We start from the raw sequence: 17,570 nt of genomic DNA, 5'->3' as shown, positions 1-17,570 counted from the left end.
TATGATCACCTCATATTTCTTCAATAGTTAAATTCTTATATCTCTTTTCAAAAAGTTTTTTCTTCAATCTATAAACTTGTGTTTTAACTCCTTTAGTATCTATAATCTTTTCTGTTCCATCTTTATACTTAACCCAAAAATCAGCTATATAGTAGATTGGCCTATAAGTTTCTCCGTTCTTTTTAAAGCCTTCTTGCAATAAAAAACGAGGCTGTAATTTAAAATCAATTACAAACCCCGTTCTTTTTAATATTATTAAATTTTTATAATAATTTGCTTCTTTTTTAGAATCGAATTTTATCCCATCGATAATTACTTTTTTATTTCTATATTTTGATTTTTTTGATATAAGCTTTTTGTATTCTTTTGCTGAAATACTACCTGCCTGTTGAGCCAAATCCGTTTGCCCCCCTTTCAGTATCAGAAGGAGCAACTCCAATTATCTCGTTATAGTCTAAATGACAATTATGGATAATCATTTGAGCTATTCTATCGTATTTTTCTATAATAACAGGTTCTTTATTTAAGTTATGTAGAACAACTTTAATTTCACCTCTATAAGAAGCATCAATAGTTCCTATTTTGCAATCAATACCTTTTAAATTCATAGATGATCTTCCAACAACTTGTCCATAAGTGCCTTCATCTAAAACAGAAGTTACTCCTGTTGAAACTGCTACTATTTCACCTGGTTGAATAGTAATTCTTTCTTTTGCTTTTAAATCGATTCCTGCATCATCAAAATATTTTTTCTCTGTTCTTAATTCCTTTGATTCATAATAAATGTTCATGTTGACAACTCCTTTATATGTTTTAATAAAAATTTTATATTTTTTCTGTTATTCATTTTTGTTATTCTACAGTTTAACTTATTTCCCTTTTTTTAAATCTTATTACATTGTAATTATCATCTAAATAAGTTCCAGGCTTATTCTTTTCTGAAACTAAAACTCCTTCATTAGCAACTAATATACTTCTTTTATCTTTATTCATTTTTTTAATTTTTTCAATAGGTTTATTCAAATAAATATACATGAAATCACCTTCTATCTTGTTAATGTATTTGTATCTAAATCATTCTCAATATCCTCGAATGGATCTTCATCAAATCCAGGCATTTCATCATTATATTGGTTGTTTTGGGTTGGTTGTTGAATATTTTGATTTTGAGCTTTTTTAGTTTCCATAAATGCCATTCTATTAGCCCATACCTCAGCTGTTTCTCTTTTTACATCATTTCTATCTGTCCATTTATTTATTCTTAATTGACCTTCAACAAGAATGAGCTTTCCTTTAGAAAGATAGTTACTTGCAAAATCAGCTTGTCTTCCAAAAGCAACTATATTGATAAAATCAACGTCATTGTTATTCTTAGACTGCCTATCAACTGCTAATGAAAAGTTAGCAACGCTTGAACCGCTAACAGTTGATCTAATTTCTGGATCTCTTGTTAATCTTCCAATAAGAATTATTTTATTATATGCTATTGACATTATTGTCATCTCCTAATATTCTGTCTAGGAAATCACCATGGGATTCAATTACCCAAACTTCAAATTCCCCAGGTTTTTTCTTTCTTGCAGCAGCTGTTGTCGTTAAAGCATAACAACCACCATCAAAATCACTTCCATCTACGGAGTCTGGAGGAACTGGAAAATATCTTGCATAATATTTTTCTGGTTCTGGTGGTTGTGCATTTGATACTATTTGTATTTCTTCATTTGTAAAAATGTCATTTTCATCTATTCCTATTATCCATAAAGCTTTAGCGTCTTCTTTAGTATATTTATTAGCATTGAAAACCCATATGCCAGTATTCCATATATCATAATCATAATTTGCCATTATTCATCTTCCTTCCATTTTATTATTTTGAATTATCGTATTTATAGTTTCTACATGCGAAACCAAATCATATTTCATTTCTTTCAAATCAATCAATTCAGCATTTTTAAATTTTTCTTGTTTTTTAATATCTAACATTATATTGTCTAATTCCTCCAAAGTTTTCTCAATTTCTTTCATTTTAATAAGGTTTACCTCCTCAATTTTTGTAAACTGTCTATAATTAAAAATTATTTATTATTTTCAGTCATTAATTTAATAATTTTTTTGTAAATTCTTGCTTTGTCATTTTTTATCCCCTTTTTATTCAATTTATAAACATTCTCCATATTTATACCTCCTAAAATCCCCGCCCAGCCGGGGAAATTGACTGATCAGTCTGCGTATATATAGCTTAAAGGAGGAGTTTCTCACCTGCCTTTTATTAGAATTTGCTGGGGATATGTTTAAACTTTCATTTTTGTCTCTCTCCTAACCAAATAAGTTCTTTTGATATCATCTCTTTCAGCAATACGTTTTGCTAAATCTTCAGCAAATTTATAATGTCTGAAAGGTCCTTTTTGTTTAAGTTTTCCTTTATCATCAAGAATTTTTATATACCACATTTTATTACCTCCAAAAAATTTTTAATTTCGTTTAATATAACCGTGTCTTAAAAAATGTAAATGATCATTAATCTTCTGCTCTTTTTTTCTCTTCTTTTCTTTTAAAAACTGAATTTGATATTCATCTTCCAAATGTTGCTCAATATCTGAATGTTGTCCAATGAACTGCAAAAGCCTAAAAAACAAAATATATATTAAAACTATTATTAATATCCAAATCATTTCTTTTCCTCCTTAAAGAGTTTTAGCTGATTTTTATTTATCTGAACACCTTTTACAATTTTTATATTGTCAAATAGAATTTTGAAACAAGTTGGCCCATAACCTTTTAACCTTGAATCAAAATTTTTTAATTTTTTTCCACATCTTCTGCAATGTTCAAAACAACTAAACCACCACCTTTAAACTAAGCTTCTTATTCAGCTCTCTTACCTCTTCGTATTTTTGCTTTAAAAAATCATCTTGTCTTATCAATTTATTTTCTCTTGATTCTTCAAGTATTTTATTTCCTAAAATTTTTGCATATTCAGCGGTTGAATGTCTTAATAACATAATTTCTTTTTCTGAAAATTCAAAAGTCATCAAATCACCTCAATCATGGTAGTATTTAAATATCTAACAGATCTCTTTTCTTTTTTCTATAACTCTCAGGAGTTTTAATTTCTATAAAGACACTTTTTTCCTGGAGTCTATCCCATACTCTTGGTCCTATAGTTTCGTTTTCTAATACTTTTTTACTCAGATTACTTGTTAAAATTATCCCTTTATTAGCTTCATACCTATAGTTGATAAGATTAAAAAATTCTTGCGAAAGGAAAGAGTTTTCTAATTCCCCCGCAAGATCATCTATAATTAAAAGATCTACATCTTTTAATTTATTAAATTTTTCTCTTACTTCTTTAAATTCTCCACCAAGCTGTGGACCAGTAATAAAAACAACTGATTCATTAGAAACTATTGCATGTCTTGTAATAGCAGCAGCAAGATGTGTTTTACCTCTGCCATAACCACCAAGGAAAAATAAATTAATTCCTTTATTCCACAGTTTTTTTGTAGCGTATTTTTTACTTTTTTCAAGAGCTTTTTTCAATGATTCGTTATATGTTTCAAAATTAGGAAATTTCTTATTCCAGAATTGTTTTGGTAATGTAATCTGTAGTTTCTTAATTATTTTTTGATTCTTTTTCCATTTAAAATATTTCTCACATCTTCTGACTGTTCCATCGTCTTGTAAAATATATCCTCCTAACTGACAAACTGAAGGATCTTTACAAGGACAATCATAGTGAGGCTGGATCTTTGATTTTTCTGAGTTTTTCTTTTCTTCTATCTTCTTGATAGTATGTTGAATATCTTCTTGTTTCATATGTATCCTCCTCATTAAGATATCCTTCAAATTTTGGAGAGAACAAAGTCTCTGGTCTTAAATATCTATTCATAGTTGGATCATCTTTCCATTGCTTACACTTTTTATCTATAACTGTTTTAAAATCATCAAAATCAAACCCTTCTTTCAAACGAGCTCTAATACATTTTTGTGTTTTAGGTGTTGTATGTTTGTATTTTTTCCCGCTTTTATCGTTCAAATAATTAACAATTTTTTCAATTTCGACTATATATATACCTTTGTTATTATTATTATCACTGTTATTATTATTAATACTGTTATTATTAGTGTCAGGTTTTTCCCGACTCGGAAATTTACCGTTACGGTTTTTTTCCGTAACGGGTTTTTCTCGTATCGCTAAAATTAAATAAATATTTCTCTGAAAATTACCTTTTATATTCTTTTGTTCTTTTTTTATGTAACCTTCCACAACTAATTCGTTCAAATATTTAGTTAAAGTATCTTGGTGAATTCCTAAATCATAACAAATCTTTTTTCTTGAAGGATAAGCTGTATTTCCTGCTCCAGAATAACTACATAAGTAGGAGTAAAGAGCTTTACTTCCTATTGATAATTCTTGTGATTGCATAACTTCTTTTGAAATAAGCCCATATCCCTTTTTATATATTCCTTGTAATTCTAATTTATCTGACATTTTAATCCTCCTTGGTAAGAAAATCTTGGGGGAAATGATTCAATCCCCAAGAAATTTTAATCGTGCCAGCACACTACAGATCTACTCCTAACTGATTGAGGTGATCTCAGAGGGGATGAATTACAGATTCATCCCCCTTTCCCTCTCACCTACTCAATTTATTCATTCACACTAAACACATATACACCTTTATATAAAGATAATCCCTTGATTTCTATTTTTCTTTCCATATATTTCAAAACATCATCAAATTTTCTTGTTATACAAACCATTATTATCACCTCTTAAAAAGAGCCTGGAGGGTGGTTAATCCTCCAAGCAAAATAGGGTTTGGTTAATCTATGTCAACGGGAGTAATTTTCCTGTATCTGCAATTTCTGTTTTTATAAAAGTTAAATTTTCAATTTCTTCTTTAAACATTTTTGAATCTGAATTTTGATCAGATAAATGTATTAAGGTTATTGATTTTACTCTGCTTAAATCATTAGCCAACAACCATTCTTTCACATTTTCTAATTCAAAATGACTTTTTCTTATACGGTTGGCCACAAATTCAGAAACATTTCCTGATTCTACATTGTTTTGGAGAATATCCTCCGAATAGTTTGCTTCAATAAGTATATGATTCAAATTCTCAAACTTGTACTGTAAATAATAAGTATCAGTAGCAAAAAGAATGTTCCCATATTCAGAGTTGATATAAAACCCAACACTACCATCACAGTCGTGCTGGGTCTTAAATGGGAGGATTTTGAAGCCATCTATTTCAAAGAGGTGCTCTGATTCAATTTCTTTGATTCTGTGATGTTCAATTCCTAACTTTTCTTTTGTCTCTTTTGTCATGTAGCAATCAACTCCAGAAGCAACATAATCTTTTACATATTTGGAATGGTCACCATGCGAGTGCGTAATCAAACAACCTTTTACAGAAGATAAATCAAAATCTAATTCTTTTTTTACTTCTTTGAGCGATATTCCAGCTTCAAGTATTAATAATTTATCAATAAGATAGCAGTTACCTTTTGAACTTGATCCTAAAACTTTTATCACCATCCTGGTCCTTCATTTCCAAAAATTTCATCTTTCATTAGTTTAATTTGGTCATTTTCTGGTTCTTCTACTGTTATTTCAGGTTGTTCGATTTCTTCTTTTTCTTCTGTTTTTTCATCTTGTTTTTCTATTTTAAGAGTCTTTTTGTTTGCATTCTCTTTTATTTCTTCTTTAGGAATATTTGTTTGTCTTATGGCTTCTGCCTCTTCTTCGGTATATAAAGCACCAAGATCAACTGGAAAAGCTTCTCTAAGTGCTTGAACTATTGCAACTTTTCTAATCATAGTTTTTTTCATTTCTTTCCAGGTACTTTGTTTTTTGTCGTATTCTTGTAAATCAACTCTTGCAACAGAAGGAATTTTTCTATCTTTTCGATAAACTTTGGCCCAACCACCAAGAAGTGTATCTCCTTTTCTGATAAAACTTCCTTCTATTTCAATTTCAGTTCCATCTCTGTCAACAATTAATCCAGCTTGAAAACCATCAAAATTTGGGTTCCTTTCTGCTTTTTTCATATAAGCTTCTTTTGACGTTATAATCTGAGCTGAACTTCCCTTGAATTTTACAAGATAAGCTTCATTTAGAAAGGGATTCAACTTCTGGTATTTACAAAGATTCATAAACATTACGGCTTCTTTGTCTGTTATTGTTTCATTTCCACGAGTCAAATAATTTTTAACTGTACTAAAAGTTAAACTAATTGATTCACCTTCAATATCAAATTTCACGCCTTTATTGCTTTCTAATAAATTACTCATTTAACTCCCTCCATTTCTTTTGATTCTATTCTTAGTTCTACATCTTCAGGACTTACATATAAATTAATTATCTGGCTTTTTGTATCTATAATTTCTGTAATAAGATCTCTGTTGTCTATAAAAATAGGAGCTATAACTCCGTAGTAATCGTTTAATACGTTGATTATGTCTAATCCAGCGTTTACTTTCCCAGCATTATTGGCACTGGTAAAAGGTACACCATTTATTAACGGCTCACAAGTTGGTTCAATCCCACCGTTGACTAACTCTTTAAAAAGCTTAAACCTAACTGTTTTAAATTTCTTGTTTATCTTGCTTTCAAGTAAATCAACTTTTGTTTTTATAAACTCTTCGCAAAGAAATTCTTGACCTTCAATTCTTGCCATTTCCTGGCTTAAATTCTTTTCTTTTTCTTCAAGAATTTTGATTCTTTTATCAATAGTTTCATTTTGTTTTTTATAGGACATTTTTTCTTTTAAATTATCTATAGTTTTAGTTATTTCAACTTTTTCTGCTTTTAAATCATCTAAATTAGTATCTGATACTGAATCTACCTTTGCCTTTAAATCTTCTATTTCTTTATTTAACCTTTTCTCTTCATCAGTCTCCTCAATCACCGGTGCAAAATTTTTGATCCTTGATTCTAAATTATCAACTATGTTTTTCTGTTCTTCAATATCTTTTTTTATGCTTTCTGTATCCATTTCATTAATTTCTTTTTCAAGCTTGTTGATGTCATTTCTAAAATCTTGTATATATTCTTGGTACTCTTCAATTTGTTTTTTATAACCCAATCCTTCTTGTGTGATTTCTGCTAATTTGTTTTTCTTTTCCTCAAAAAAATTAAGTTTAATCTCTTCAATCTTTTCATCTATTTGTTCTTGAGGTAATTCTTGTTTGCAATAAGGGCACGTAAAATCATGAGGTAATTCAAGTTCTTTTTCTTTTTCTAATCTCCATTGATTTCTCTTTTTATCTGTTTTATCTTGCAAATCTTTTATTTTGTTTTCATAGTTAGTTATCTTTTCTTTGTATTGACCAATAGCATTTTTATTTCTTTCAATTTGTTGTGTTAGATTTTTTAAGTTTCTTTCTTTTTCTTCTAAATCATTTTTGGCCAAAGATAAACTGGATTCTAATTCTTGTTTTGGTTTGAATGCTTCTGACTCTTTTTTGTATCTTATTTTGTCTAATTCTGATTTTTTCTGATAAATAGTTGTTTTTAGTTCTGAAATTTCTTTTGTCTTTTCTGATTCATCTGCTATTTGATTTTCAATCTTTTCAAGCTTCATCTTCTCTTGTTTAAGCTCTTTTTCTATCTGTTTAAAATCATAATTATTCTTTGAATTGTTTGCTTCATCTATTCTTATAGGAATAGATTTTATTTCCTCGTTTATTTTTCTTTTTTTAGAATTGAACGCCACTCTTAAATCATCTATGTCGTTATCTTCAAGTAACTCTCTTAAAGCTTCAAATTTCTTGTTTGTTTTTATAACATCTTCGTTTGTTATATCGCCAGTTATTTCAAGTAGTATCTTTCTCCTTTCTTTCCAATGTAGTACTTCAGAAAAATATTTTGGATCAGAAATTATTTTGAAAATGTTCTCTTCTATAAGTTCATTTATCTTTTCCTGGAAATCTTTTTTCTTAACTGGAACATCATTTATATAATGATCCGTTGTATGGCCCGTGAGAGTCTTTTCTGATTCACCACGTCTTTTTGTCCAAATCTCTTTAAAAACTTTCCTCAGGCTCAAAATTTTGCTATCTACGTTAAGCTCAGCTTCGACTTCATGATCCAATCCGTAGATAACATTGTTTTCTTCATCAAGTTCTTTAATCTCAAAATTTGCACTATCGTTTGAGTCTTTATTAAAAAGTAACCAAAAAAAAGCATCTACCACAGTTGTTTTTCCTGAACCATTTCTCCCATATATATTTGTTTCTTTACCCAAATCTATTTCTAAGTCTCTAATACCTTTAAAATTCTTGAGTTTCAATTTTTTAAGTGTTATATTCATGCTCTTCCACCTCTTTGTTAGTTTTTTCTTTCTTTTTTCTTGCTTGAAATTTCTCAATGATTTTCATTTCTTCATGAGTTATATAATTATCTTTGCTATTTTCAATATTCCATAAAGCTCTTGTTAGAGTAAATTTTTTATCCATTGTTATCCTCCAATCTCATTTGTTTATTCCTGTATTTTCTGTATTTGCTAAACTCTCTAAGCCCCTTTTTAACCATCGCTTTTTGATATACCCCTTTATTGTCATAAAAAGATAATTTTCCATTAGATCTCCTGTTCTCTAAAGCTATTCTTTTCATTAATAAATAAATTTCTTCTATAAACATATCTTGCAATTTATCTATTTGAATCAATTGGTTATATATTTTTTGATATACTGTATTCCCAGTTCTTTTGTGTTCTTCAAGAATGTATTTTTTAAGCTTATCTTCCACCTTTTCTTGTTCATTGTATAGATCTATAAGTTCCTGAGCTGTAAAAGAATTTGTTATTGTATTCATGTTTTCGTTTATTGCATATGTCAAGGCTTTTCTTTGAATATTTATAGTAGTTGATACCATTTTTCTGCCTCCTTGTGGTATAATAAAAATGTGTGGGGCTCTTTTAAGGGCCTTTTTTTAATGAGTTTTTATTTTTAAAAACTTATTGACAAAATATGTCTGCCCTTTGCCTGTAATCTTTGGAGTTTTGCTTATGGTTATTTTCCCGTTTGAGCGGGTTACAGTAGTCTCTTTGACTCTGAATAACCCTAAGTCCATGGCCTTTTGGGTGGGCATATTTCTATCATGACCCCTTGCCCTTATTAAATAACCATTCTCCCTCAACCATTCAAATAATCTTTTCTCCCCAATTTCTATTCCATTCTGTTTAAGAATTTTAGCCATATCTCTTACCAAGATAGTTGATTCTGAAGCTGATACACTGTCAGCAAACATAGCTTTTGGTCTTGCAACTTCTAATTCATAAGATAATTTATCTACTTTCTTATTTGCTATCTCAAGAGCTCTTTTCATTATCATTTCTGGACTATTCCATGCTTTTTCTACTTCAATAAAATATTTTCTAGCCATTTTTCCTTTACGACTTCTTTGGATCATTGCTATTTCTTTTGCCATATCTATTTTCATTACATAATCTTTTGTAGGTTGATTGTTTAAGGGGTGGTCAAAAATGACCGGGGTATAATCTTCATTTTCTTCAAAACCATAACCACACATCCTTGGAAACCAATGCCTAAAATCAGTTCTTATTTCCAAAAATTCATGTAAATCTCTTGCACTTACTAAAACTTCACCATTTTCATTTTCTTTCAGGGGTATAATTTGTTGATTTTTAAATAAATCTAAATTGTTCATATTTATTCCTCCTTTAAAATTGCCCACCTGCAAAGCAGGCAGGCTAAGGGTAAATGAAACATTGGGGTTTGGTATATATCTAAAAGATAACCTCCTACCTTCACTGCTATAAGTTAGCAATCGCAAAGATTGAACGGGTTTTCCATATAGCCTTCCAGTATTCGTTATCCTATTAACTTGTCAATCAGCTTGTGTTGTTATTAAAAAATCTTATTTAGTTAACTCGGTGTTTTTTTTGATTTCTTTCTTCTAACATTCCGCTTCTAATCAAATATCCTGCGATAGCTTCTTCAGGAGTAACTCTATGCATATAAAAACCTCCTTTAGCTCTAAATGATTTAATTCTTGTTATTGTTTAAGTAGTTCAGGTAATTTTTCATATAATTTCTTAACTTTATCCAGATCTTCATTTTTGTATAATGTGTATCTAGCTGATTTCTGTATAAAGGGTTTTAACTTTGTTGCTTTTACAATATGAAAAAAAGATTTGTAATCTAATTTGTTTTCTGTGCAATATTCATTTATTGATTTATAATCCATTTTGATTACCTCCTTGTTTAGTTATTTTGCGTGATTTCACTAATATATTATCACATGTTTAGTGTTGTTTAAAACATATTGTACTGTAAATAAATACAAATAATATCAAATAAAGTCGATTATAATAAAAAATCTTTAAATTCTGTAAAGTTTTAAATTGTTTAGTATTGTTTAGTTAAATTATAATATAATTTGTAGGGGTGATTAAATGCGTTTAAGAACCGATAGACTTCTATTATCAATGACTAAAAAAGGGATAAGTCAAACAGAACTAGCAAAAATAATTGGGGTTTCTAAATCTCAAATTTCTAGATATAAAAATGGGTATGATAGTCCTTCAAACGAAAATATAAGGAAATTAGCTAAAGCGTTAAACACAACTGTTGAATATTTAACGGGATATGATGAAAGTAAAGTTGCTAAGGTGGGTAATGTTAGCTTCTATGAAAAGCCTGTTATAAAAGGGGTTTATTTTGAGAATGGAATGCTACAATTAAATGAGATAAGGAAAATTACTTTACCTGATATAGAGGGTTGTGATTTTATTGTTGCTGTTTCAAATAACGAAATGGCTCCAAAAATCAAAGAAAGTGATTTAGCTTTGTTTACCTCAACAAAGAATTTCAAAAAGAACGATATTGTCTATGTTTATTTAGATAATGAAGCAAAAATAAGACGAGCTTTACCAATAAACGATAAAGAAGTCTTATTCCAAACTATTGATACTGAAAAACAAGATATTTCAAAAGATTATAAAATAATAGGTAGGTTTATAGGAGTAATAAGAATGGAGTCCTAAAGAAGGACTCCATTTTTTAATTAATGTATCAAGTGTTATACGAATAAAGGGTTATTAATTAATCAAATTTTAGGAGGGGTAGTATGAAGAAAGTATTTATGGCAGTAATGTTTTTATTAGTTATGATTACATTGGGAGTAAACATTGAGAATGATAAACTTTCTCTAAACGTTTCTTATGGTTGGGATACTTTGGACGAAGGGATAAATTATAGAACATATGGTATTGTTATTTCAAATAATTTTAATGATTTTTCAAAAGACATTTTAAAAGTAATTGACGAAAATTCTACTTATTCAAAAAAAGAACTAAAAAATAAATTAAGTGATAAATTCACTCCAATTATGTTTACTGTATTACTAAAAGAAAAAACAGATGTTTATGTAGATAAATTTTATAATTCAAAGATTATTTTTAGAAGCAACAAATTCATTTGGTTTGATAATTCTTTACAAGAAGTTATGCATCCTTTTTCAGCTTTTTTAAGTATTGAACCTCCAATTAATTTTTTGTATAAGACTTTTGTTTTATTTCCTAATGAATATTTTAATAACATAACTATAGATTTTTATTATAATAATATTCCAAATATAAATTTAAAAGATTCATCAAATTATTTCGAAGAGTATAAAGAATTATTAGAAAATGAGTTAGAAAGAATAAATAATTTAATAGAAACGGAAAATGAGTGATAAAAATGTCAAAATGTAAATTATGCAATAGAAAAGGATTATTTTTTAAAACAAATAAATATGGTCTTTGTGAGCCTTGTACTCAAACATTAGTTATGACTTTGGAAAGAGATAAAGAAATCTTTGATGATTCTATTGAGTTAATAAACATATCAAAAAATATAGATACTAAACTTAGCAGAATAGAGGTTATTGAAGAAATTGGGGAAAGACTTCTTAAATATGAAAAAAAGAAAATCAAAACAGTTGATCCAAAACCATCAAAATTATTGAAAAGTATCCCATCTCTTAGAGAAGATACTATTGTAAGACATTATAAAAAATATTTTAAAAGTGAAATTAAAAAAATAAAAGATTATAAAACATCAAAAACAAGAATTAAAAAATTTCAAGAATATTATAACCAAATTGAAGAACATAAAAATTATTTGAAAAAACCTAAGGCTCTTGATAAATATTTATCTAAAATAAATGATTTGAAAGACAAAGAGCTTTAAATAAAAAAGAGAGCCTAAAAAGGCTCTGAATGATTTTATCAACGTATATCAGGTAGAGAAAAATCTTCTGAGAGAAAAGAAGATTTACTTATGTATTTTATAACATTTTTTATCACCTGTCAACTTGAAAAGAAGATTCTATGGAAACACTTTTACTAATATCATTAACAGTAATAGCAATATCAGTAATTATTTACTTGGTAAAAAATAAAAAAGAAAATTAGATCAAGAGATTGAGAATATTAAGAATGAAAGGGGAAAAAATAAAAATGATTAAAAATATTTATTTTGAACATTATCGAAAATTTAAAAATATTTCATTTGAATTTGATAAAAATATTAATGTTATTTCCGGAACCAATGGAACATGTAAAAGTTCTCTTTTGCATATAATTAGTAATTCTTTTAAAGCTATACAAAAAGGTAGAGAAAATAATTGGACAAAGGATGAAGAGTCTATTGACGTTATAAAAAATATTAATAAATTAATAAACCCAAAAATTGAATCATTAACAAGAGGAGACGATAAGTATAACAACCCTGCTTTAAATAAAAAAGGCACATTATTTAAATGCCACTATTTTGATGATACTAAATTATCTTTCAGAAGGCATAATTCTACTAAAGGAAATAAAAATAGATTTTCAATAAAACCTGTATACAAAAAAGGAGCGTCAGAAAGTTTACCAATGTTACCAATTATATATTTAGGGTTATTTAGATTATTTTCGTATGGAGAATTTAATTATGAAAATCAAATAAAAAAAATTAATAAAGGATTACCAAATAAGTACAAAGATGAATTAATCAATATATATTATAGTTTTACAGGGCAAAAAATAGAATTATATGATAGCAAAGAAATGGGAGATATTAAAAAAAGAGCTGATTTTGACACAGATATTGAAGGAATTGATTCTAATACAATTTCTGCTGGAGAAGATAACTTATTTATAATATTAACCTCTTTAATATCTCTAAAATATTATTACGAATCAATAGAAAGTTTTAGAGAAATAGAAAGTATTTTATTAATTGATGAATTAGACGCATCTTTACATCCAGAATATCAAATTAAACTACTAAATTTATTTAGAAATTTTTCAAAAGACTACAAAATACAATTCTTCTTTACCACACACAGCATAACATTATTAGAGTATGCTTTAAAGAAAAAAGATAAAGTATTTTATTTTTTAGATAATGTTGATAGTATTACTTATAATGAAGACATAGATATTTATAAAGTTAAGATGTATTTAAAAAATAAATTAAAAAAAGATGAATTTTTAAAAAATTTTATACCAATTTTATCTGAAGATGATGAAGCAAGAGTATGGATTGATATGCTATTTAATTATTATAAAGATGAATATAACAAAGATCTTTATTCATTTTTTCATTTGGTAAAAGCTGATTTATCTGGGGATAGTTTGAAAAATATTTTTAATGATGATAAGCTATTAAGAACAAGCTTTCAAATAATTGGCATACTTGATGGAGATAAAGATTTAAATGATATTTCATTAGATAGAAAAATAATCTCTCTCCCAGGTAAAAATTCTCCAGAAAAAATATTGTTTGATTATGCAAAAACAATTATTTCTAACGATAATGATTTCTTTAAAAATAATATATTAGAAAATGAAGGCTATACAAAAAACCATTTTTTGAAAAATATATTAGTGGATATAGAAAAAAAAGAAAAGAAAATAAAAGATGTCAAAAATGATGAAAATAAGAGCTCTAAAGGGTTAGAAAGAAAGGAAAATAAAAAGATATTTAATAAATATGAACTTTTCTGGAAATATGTAATAAAACATTGGATTGATAATCCTATAAATAGAAAAGATATAGATAAATTTTTTCATGATTTGAATATTTTATTTAAGAAAGTATCAGATTATCATGATATAAACTCAAAAGATTGGGATCATAAACCACTGGCCAAAAATTAAAAATTATTGTATAATTAAATTGAAATAAATAAAAGGAATGATATTATGGCTTTTAAATCTTATTCTCCTCTAAGATATCCAGGGGGAAAAGCTAAACTTTATAATGAAATTGTAGAACTAATTGAAAAAAATAATTTTAATAATTATTCATATATAGAACCTTTTGCTGGAGGAGCAGGTCTTGCTCTTAAATTACTTATGAAAAATAAGGTGAAAAAGATAATTATTAATGATATAGATATTTCTATATATTCATTTTGGTATTCAATTCTAAATCACACGGATGAATTTATAAAGCAAATAGAAGAAACTGACATTAACATGAAAAATTGGTATCATTATAAAGATATTCAAAATAATAAAAATAATGAAGATATTTTTAATTTAGGTTTTTCAACATTTTTTCTCAATCGTACTAATAGGTCTGGAATTATAAACGCTGGGGTAATTGGCGGGAAAAATCAAAATAGTGAATATAAAATGGATTGCCGTTTTAAAAAAAATGAATTAATAAAAAGAATTATAAGGATTTCTGAGTTTAAATCTAAGATTAAAATGTATAATAAAGATACTTCTGATTTTATAAAGCAAAATATAAAAAAAATGAAAAAAGATTATTTTATTTTTTTTGACCCTCCATATTTCAATAAAGGTAAACAGCTTTATCATAATTATTATAATGAGAAAGACCATAAAGATTTATCATTGAAAATAAAAACTGTAAAAAATATTCCATGGATAGTAACATATGATAACGTTCAATCAATCAAAAATATGTATTCTGAATACAATCAAATTGAATACAGTTTAAATTATTCAACCGGAAAAAAACATAAAGGAAAAGAAATAATGATTTTTAATAAAAATGTTAATCCAATTAAAATATAACCTCTGATTAATTTCAGAGGTTTTTTTCTTCTTTTGGGCAATTATAAGTTGCTTCTCCATAGATAACTTCACATAAAGATATAAATCCTTTTATATTCAAAATTCCTTCATATAAAACAACTTCTATATTAAAGTCTTTTAAATAATCAAGTATTTCAAATAGGTCCTCTGAGCTAAATTGTAGCTTCAAAAAATCTTCCTCTTCATAAATTACAGGCAAAAGAGACAAAGAATCTTCTAATAACGTATATTCACTTTCTTTATATATTATTTGGATCTCTCTCAACATTATATCCCCTCCTGGGGATATTTTATTTTATAATCTCTATTTTGTAGTATTCTGATAATTAATATATCAATTGATAAGTTTATGTTTTACATAATCGTTACATAGTACTAAATTATAGCAAATATAAGAATTTCACTCAAATAACATATATTAACACGTGTTATGACTATAATTGTCGTAATTTATTTTCTTGACTTTTAAAATTTGTGGGAGTATAATTTTAATAATACGTTCGTATAACCATCATATTATTCAATGTTCATGCAAGGTAAGGGGGAGATAGTATTAAAATTATCGATTATATTAAAGAAGAAAATCGAAAAGAATTTTCTATTCTTCAATTAGAAATGATTGAGCGAATAGTTGGGAAAGATTTACTGATTTCAGAACTAATTCTTGAACAGCTACAAAATGAAAAGGATGAATTAGAATAGTCTTGAGGTGATGATTATGAAATATGCTGCAGCTTATGCCAGAGTTTCGACTAAAGAGCAATCAATTTTAAGTATAGAAGGACAATTTGAAAAAATTGAAACATATGCTCGTAATAACAAAATTCAAGTTGTAAAAAAATATTATGATAAAGAATCTGGCACATCTGAAAGTAGAGAGAATTTTGATAAGTTATTAGAAGATGCTTATAGCAAAAAATTTAGCATTATTTTGGTTGAAAAAATAGATAGATTTTCGAGATTTTCTAAAACAAGAGCTGAAATGATTATTGAAGAATTAGAAAAAGAAGGTATTTTTGTTATAGCAGTAGATCAGCCTTTTGATGTTGGGTCTCCTTATGGAAGATTTATGAGGTCTATATTATTATCCCAAAGTAAGTTAGAAGCAGAAGTTACTCAAGAAAGAACTACTCAAAGAATGAGAGATATTGCTAAACATGGTTATTGGATGGGCGGAAAACCTCCATATGGATATTATATTGATAGTACAAAAGATTCAGAAGGTAGAAAAAGAAGTGTGTTAAAAATAAAAAGAGATGAGGCTAAAGTTGTAAGAGAAATATTTAAACTGTTTAATCAAGGTTGGGGGTATAAAAAAATTACAGAATACTTAAACAATCATCTTGAATTTGCCAAACCGAGAAGTAAAAAAGGTCTTTGGAATACATCTACAGTGCATGATATGCTAAAAAATGAAAAATATGTGGGTACTTATGTATATGGAAAAGGATACAAAAAGAGAAACCATGTTGAAAGAGAAGATGCAATTAAAATTCCTGGAGTAGTTCCAGCTATAATAAAAAAAGAAGAGTGGGAGTTAGCAAAATCAAAAGTTGCTTTAGGTGGTCAAAGAACTCGAACTGTAAAAACATATATATTAAGAGGATATTTAATGTGCGGAGAGTGTGGAGCTAAAATGTCAGGAACTTCTGGTAAATATATTTGTAGTGCTTATGCAAACAAGCAACATGATGTTTATGTAAGTGTAAGCCAGAATAAAATAGAAAAAATAGTTATAGATTATATTTTGAAACAAATAGAAAGGTTTACTGATCAAGATTATCAAGAAATGGCAGAATTATATAAATATCTAAGAAAAATAAAAGATAAATCAAAAAATGAAGATATAAACAAATTAAAAGAAGCTTTATCAAAAATTCAAAATAAAATAAAAAATATTGTTGGAATAATAAGTCAAGGTGAATTAAATAGATCTTTACTTCAAGAATTAGATGAAGAATCAAAAAGATTAGAAGTAGAAAGGGATAATATTGTTTCTGAATTAAACTACATAAATTCAAAAGCAGGTATAACTATAACCGCTGAACAAATAAAAGAAAAATATGAAGATATGAAGGTAAAGTTAAATTCCGAAAACTGGTTACACAGACAAGATGTAATAAGTGATGTTATTGATAAGGTAATATACTATAAGAGTGGATTATATGAGATAAAGATGAAATAAAAAATAACCCAAAGTTACCGAATTAAAGGTCACTTTAGGTTATTATCTCTGGTAGCCCCACGGGGAATCGAACCCCGACTCTCGGACTGAGAATCCGATGGACTGGCCGTTATCCTATGGGGCCATTTTTACAAGATTAATTATATCACTATTGTTTTCTTTTGTAAAGAAAAAATTTTATTTGACGTAATTTTATAATGGTGATATAATATAAATAGAAACGATTTATGACTAATATTTATGATTATGTTCTTAAATCTCTTGTTTTGGAAATAAAAATTAACGGGGACAGTTTTTGAATACACAACAAA

The 17,570-nt window shown here is 27.3% G+C and carries 25 protein-coding genes, 1 tRNA gene and 1 pseudogene; 6 read left to right on the top strand and 21 right to left on the bottom strand.

The features are described from left to right. Positions 1 to 10: 10 nt before the first annotated feature. From BLS00_RS05530 to BLS00_RS05465, 19 genes and pseudogenes are all read right to left on the bottom strand, one after another. Complete coding sequence (locus BLS00_RS05530; protein WP_218119796.1) at positions 11 to 397, bottom strand: DUF1064 domain-containing protein; 387 nt, start codon at positions 395 to 397, stop codon at positions 11 to 13. Next, a complete protein-coding gene (dut, locus tag BLS00_RS05525) occupies positions 378 to 791 on the bottom strand; it encodes a dUTP diphosphatase (protein ID WP_091403492.1) in 414 nt (137 codons plus the stop codon). Before dut ends, BLS00_RS05530 begins: the two co-directional genes overlap by 20 nt. A 73-nt stretch (positions 792 to 864) precedes the next feature. Then, entirely contained in the window at positions 865 to 1,035 is a 171-nt protein-coding gene (locus BLS00_RS10585; protein WP_176759854.1) for a hypothetical protein, read from the bottom strand. A gap of 11 nt (positions 1,036 to 1,046) precedes the next feature. Beyond that, positions 1,047 to 1,493 carry a single-stranded DNA-binding protein gene (locus BLS00_RS05520; RefSeq protein ID WP_091403491.1) on the bottom strand — a complete coding sequence of 149 codons (447 nt, stop codon included), beginning with the start codon at positions 1,491 to 1,493 and terminating at the stop codon, positions 1,047 to 1,049. Then, entirely contained in the window at positions 1,477 to 1,845 is a 369-nt protein-coding gene (locus BLS00_RS05515; RefSeq protein ID WP_091403489.1) for a hypothetical protein, read from the bottom strand. Before BLS00_RS05515 ends, BLS00_RS05520 begins: the two co-directional genes overlap by 17 nt. Positions 1,846 to 1,848: 3 nt before the next feature. Next, entirely contained in the window at positions 1,849 to 2,025 is a 177-nt protein-coding gene (locus BLS00_RS10580; protein ID WP_176759853.1) for a hypothetical protein, read from the bottom strand. Between the two features lie 266 nt (positions 2,026 to 2,291). Beyond that, complete coding sequence (locus tag BLS00_RS10575; protein ID WP_176759852.1) at positions 2,292 to 2,450, bottom strand: hypothetical protein; 159 nt, start codon at positions 2,448 to 2,450, stop codon at positions 2,292 to 2,294. A gap of 21 nt (positions 2,451 to 2,471) precedes the next feature. After that, positions 2,472 to 2,672 carry a hypothetical protein gene (locus tag BLS00_RS05510; RefSeq protein WP_091403488.1) on the bottom strand — a complete coding sequence of 67 codons (201 nt, stop codon included), beginning with the start codon at positions 2,670 to 2,672 and terminating at the stop codon, positions 2,472 to 2,474. Beyond that, positions 2,669 to 2,818, bottom strand: a pseudogene (locus BLS00_RS10910) (DUF6011 domain-containing protein); the annotation flags it as partial. The pseudogene BLS00_RS10910 and the gene BLS00_RS05510, both read right to left, overlap by 4 nt. A gap of 19 nt (positions 2,819 to 2,837) precedes the next feature. Then, positions 2,838 to 3,032: a hypothetical protein gene (locus BLS00_RS05505; RefSeq protein WP_091403486.1), complete on the bottom strand. Its 195-nt coding sequence runs from the start codon at positions 3,030 to 3,032 to the stop codon at positions 2,838 to 2,840. 25 nt (positions 3,033 to 3,057) lie between these two features. Continuing rightward, positions 3,058 to 3,816: an ATP-binding protein gene (locus tag BLS00_RS05500; RefSeq protein WP_176759851.1), complete on the bottom strand. Its 759-nt coding sequence runs from the start codon at positions 3,814 to 3,816 to the stop codon at positions 3,058 to 3,060. Then, on the bottom strand, positions 3,731 to 4,492 hold the full coding sequence (locus BLS00_RS05495; RefSeq protein WP_091403483.1) for a conserved phage C-terminal domain-containing protein: 762 nt from the start codon (positions 4,490 to 4,492) through the stop codon (positions 3,731 to 3,733). The genes BLS00_RS05500 and BLS00_RS05495 overlap by 86 nt, the downstream gene beginning before the upstream one ends. Positions 4,493 to 4,831: 339 nt before the next feature. Next, a complete protein-coding gene (locus BLS00_RS05490) occupies positions 4,832 to 5,545 on the bottom strand; it encodes an MBL fold metallo-hydrolase (protein WP_091403482.1) in 714 nt (237 codons plus the stop codon). After that, on the bottom strand, positions 5,539 to 6,300 hold the full coding sequence (gene bet / locus BLS00_RS05485; RefSeq protein ID WP_091403481.1) for a phage recombination protein Bet: 762 nt from the start codon (positions 6,298 to 6,300) through the stop codon (positions 5,539 to 5,541). The genes BLS00_RS05490 and bet overlap by 7 nt, the downstream gene beginning before the upstream one ends. Continuing rightward, positions 6,297 to 8,321, bottom strand: coding sequence for an ATP-binding protein (locus tag BLS00_RS05480; RefSeq protein WP_091403479.1), 2,025 nt, complete (start codon positions 8,319 to 8,321; stop codon positions 6,297 to 6,299). Before BLS00_RS05480 ends, bet begins: the two co-directional genes overlap by 4 nt. Then, complete coding sequence (locus tag BLS00_RS10570) at positions 8,305 to 8,466, bottom strand: hypothetical protein (RefSeq protein ID WP_176759850.1); 162 nt, start codon at positions 8,464 to 8,466, stop codon at positions 8,305 to 8,307. Before BLS00_RS10570 ends, BLS00_RS05480 begins: the two co-directional genes overlap by 17 nt. Beyond that, positions 8,459 to 8,884: a hypothetical protein gene (locus tag BLS00_RS05475; protein WP_091403478.1), complete on the bottom strand. Its 426-nt coding sequence runs from the start codon at positions 8,882 to 8,884 to the stop codon at positions 8,459 to 8,461. The genes BLS00_RS10570 and BLS00_RS05475 overlap by 8 nt, the downstream gene beginning before the upstream one ends. Positions 8,885 to 8,941: 57 nt before the next feature. Continuing rightward, a complete protein-coding gene (locus BLS00_RS05470; protein WP_091403476.1) occupies positions 8,942 to 9,679 on the bottom strand; it encodes a phage antirepressor KilAC domain-containing protein in 738 nt (245 codons plus the stop codon). Positions 9,680 to 10,027: 348 nt separating this feature from the next. Next, complete coding sequence (locus BLS00_RS05465; protein WP_091403474.1) at positions 10,028 to 10,219, bottom strand: hypothetical protein; 192 nt, start codon at positions 10,217 to 10,219, stop codon at positions 10,028 to 10,030. A 208-nt stretch (positions 10,220 to 10,427) separates the two neighbouring features. On the opposite strand from BLS00_RS05465, the gene BLS00_RS05460 reads away from it, so the two are divergent. The 5 genes from BLS00_RS05460 to BLS00_RS05440 all read left to right on the top strand — a co-directional run bounded on the left by BLS00_RS05460 (position 10,428) and on the right by BLS00_RS05440 (position 15,053). Beyond that, positions 10,428 to 11,018: an XRE family transcriptional regulator gene (locus BLS00_RS05460; RefSeq protein WP_091403471.1), complete on the top strand. Its 591-nt coding sequence runs from the start codon at positions 10,428 to 10,430 to the stop codon at positions 11,016 to 11,018. 83 nt (positions 11,019 to 11,101) lie between these two features. Then, positions 11,102 to 11,710 carry a hypothetical protein gene (locus BLS00_RS05455; RefSeq protein ID WP_091403469.1) on the top strand — a complete coding sequence of 203 codons (609 nt, stop codon included), beginning with the start codon at positions 11,102 to 11,104 and terminating at the stop codon, positions 11,708 to 11,710. A gap of 5 nt (positions 11,711 to 11,715) precedes the next feature. Beyond that, on the top strand, positions 11,716 to 12,207 hold the full coding sequence (locus BLS00_RS05450; RefSeq protein WP_091403468.1) for a hypothetical protein: 492 nt from the start codon (positions 11,716 to 11,718) through the stop codon (positions 12,205 to 12,207). A 248-nt stretch (positions 12,208 to 12,455) separates the two neighbouring features. Further along, entirely contained in the window at positions 12,456 to 14,165 is a 1,710-nt protein-coding gene (locus BLS00_RS05445; RefSeq protein ID WP_091403466.1) for an AAA family ATPase, read from the top strand. A 45-nt stretch (positions 14,166 to 14,210) separates the two neighbouring features. Then, positions 14,211 to 15,053 carry a DNA adenine methylase gene (locus BLS00_RS05440; protein ID WP_091403465.1) on the top strand — a complete coding sequence of 281 codons (843 nt, stop codon included), beginning with the start codon at positions 14,211 to 14,213 and terminating at the stop codon, positions 15,051 to 15,053. Between the two features lie 13 nt (positions 15,054 to 15,066). Here the strand turns inward: BLS00_RS05440 and BLS00_RS05435 are convergent, their stop codons facing one another. Beyond that, positions 15,067 to 15,342, bottom strand: a complete 276-nt coding sequence (locus BLS00_RS05435) for a hypothetical protein (RefSeq protein WP_091403462.1) — start codon at positions 15,340 to 15,342, stop codon at positions 15,067 to 15,069. 450 nt (positions 15,343 to 15,792) lie between these two features. On the opposite strand from BLS00_RS05435, the gene BLS00_RS05430 reads away from it, so the two are divergent. Then, complete coding sequence (locus BLS00_RS05430; protein WP_176759849.1) at positions 15,793 to 17,259, top strand: recombinase family protein; 1,467 nt, start codon at positions 15,793 to 15,795, stop codon at positions 17,257 to 17,259. A gap of 49 nt (positions 17,260 to 17,308) precedes the next feature. On the opposite strand, the gene BLS00_RS05425 is transcribed toward BLS00_RS05430, so the two are convergent. Then, positions 17,309 to 17,383, bottom strand: a tRNA-Glu gene (locus tag BLS00_RS05425). Positions 17,384 to 17,570 lie beyond the last annotated feature (187 nt).

It is taken from the genome of Geotoga petraea (assembly GCF_900102615.1).
Classification (GTDB): domain Bacteria; phylum Thermotogota; class Thermotogae; order Petrotogales; family Petrotogaceae; genus Geotoga; species Geotoga petraea.
The sequence above is the reverse complement of the archived record's forward strand: the minus strand, read 5'-3'. Positions and strand labels throughout refer to the sequence as shown.

What these genes read in the sequence shown, in the direction of transcription:
- bet (WP_091403481.1), bottom strand. Translation starts at nt 6,300, where the DNA reads ATGAGTAATTTATTAGAAAGCAATAAAGGCGTGAAATTTGATATTGAA.
- dut (WP_091403492.1), bottom strand. Translation starts at nt 791, where the DNA reads ATGAACATTTATTATGAATCAAAGGAATTAAGAACAGAGAAAAAATAT.
- BLS00_RS05440 (WP_091403465.1), top strand. Translation starts at nt 14,211, where the DNA reads ATGGCTTTTAAATCTTATTCTCCTCTAAGATATCCAGGGGGAAAAGCT.
- BLS00_RS05495 (WP_091403483.1), bottom strand. Translation starts at nt 4,492, where the DNA reads ATGTCAGATAAATTAGAATTACAAGGAATATATAAAAAGGGATATGGG.
- BLS00_RS05430 (WP_176759849.1), top strand. Translation starts at nt 15,793, where the DNA reads ATGAAATATGCTGCAGCTTATGCCAGAGTTTCGACTAAAGAGCAATCA.
- BLS00_RS05455 (WP_091403469.1), top strand. Translation starts at nt 11,102, where the DNA reads ATGAAGAAAGTATTTATGGCAGTAATGTTTTTATTAGTTATGATTACA.
- BLS00_RS05460 (WP_091403471.1), top strand. Translation starts at nt 10,428, where the DNA reads ATGCGTTTAAGAACCGATAGACTTCTATTATCAATGACTAAAAAAGGG.
- BLS00_RS05470 (WP_091403476.1), bottom strand. Translation starts at nt 9,679, where the DNA reads ATGAACAATTTAGATTTATTTAAAAATCAACAAATTATACCCCTGAAA.
- BLS00_RS05515 (WP_091403489.1), bottom strand. Translation starts at nt 1,845, where the DNA reads ATGGCAAATTATGATTATGATATATGGAATACTGGCATATGGGTTTTC.
- BLS00_RS10585 (WP_176759854.1), bottom strand. Translation starts at nt 1,035, where the DNA reads ATGTATATTTATTTGAATAAACCTATTGAAAAAATTAAAAAAATGAAT.
- BLS00_RS05450 (WP_091403468.1), top strand. Translation starts at nt 11,716, where the DNA reads ATGTCAAAATGTAAATTATGCAATAGAAAAGGATTATTTTTTAAAACA.
- BLS00_RS05435 (WP_091403462.1), bottom strand. Translation starts at nt 15,342, where the DNA reads ATGTTGAGAGAGATCCAAATAATATATAAAGAAAGTGAATATACGTTA.
- BLS00_RS05490 (WP_091403482.1), bottom strand. Translation starts at nt 5,545, where the DNA reads ATGGTGATAAAAGTTTTAGGATCAAGTTCAAAAGGTAACTGCTATCTT.
- BLS00_RS05500 (WP_176759851.1), bottom strand. Translation starts at nt 3,816, where the DNA reads ATGAAACAAGAAGATATTCAACATACTATCAAGAAGATAGAAGAAAAG.
- BLS00_RS10575 (WP_176759852.1), bottom strand. Translation starts at nt 2,450, where the DNA reads ATGTGGTATATAAAAATTCTTGATGATAAAGGAAAACTTAAACAAAAA.
- BLS00_RS10570 (WP_176759850.1), bottom strand. Translation starts at nt 8,466, where the DNA reads ATGGATAAAAAATTTACTCTAACAAGAGCTTTATGGAATATTGAAAAT.
- BLS00_RS05505 (WP_091403486.1), bottom strand. Translation starts at nt 3,032, where the DNA reads ATGACTTTTGAATTTTCAGAAAAAGAAATTATGTTATTAAGACATTCA.
- BLS00_RS05480 (WP_091403479.1), bottom strand. Translation starts at nt 8,321, where the DNA reads ATGAATATAACACTTAAAAAATTGAAACTCAAGAATTTTAAAGGTATT.
- BLS00_RS05465 (WP_091403474.1), bottom strand. Translation starts at nt 10,219, where the DNA reads ATGGATTATAAATCAATAAATGAATATTGCACAGAAAACAAATTAGAT.
- BLS00_RS05510 (WP_091403488.1), bottom strand. Translation starts at nt 2,672, where the DNA reads ATGATTTGGATATTAATAATAGTTTTAATATATATTTTGTTTTTTAGG.
- BLS00_RS05475 (WP_091403478.1), bottom strand. Translation starts at nt 8,884, where the DNA reads ATGGTATCAACTACTATAAATATTCAAAGAAAAGCCTTGACATATGCA.
- BLS00_RS10580 (WP_176759853.1), bottom strand. Translation starts at nt 2,025, where the DNA reads ATGAAAGAAATTGAGAAAACTTTGGAGGAATTAGACAATATAATGTTA.
- BLS00_RS05520 (WP_091403491.1), bottom strand. Translation starts at nt 1,493, where the DNA reads ATGTCAATAGCATATAATAAAATAATTCTTATTGGAAGATTAACAAGA.
- BLS00_RS05445 (WP_091403466.1), top strand. Translation starts at nt 12,456, where the DNA reads ATGAAAGGGGAAAAAATAAAAATGATTAAAAATATTTATTTTGAACAT.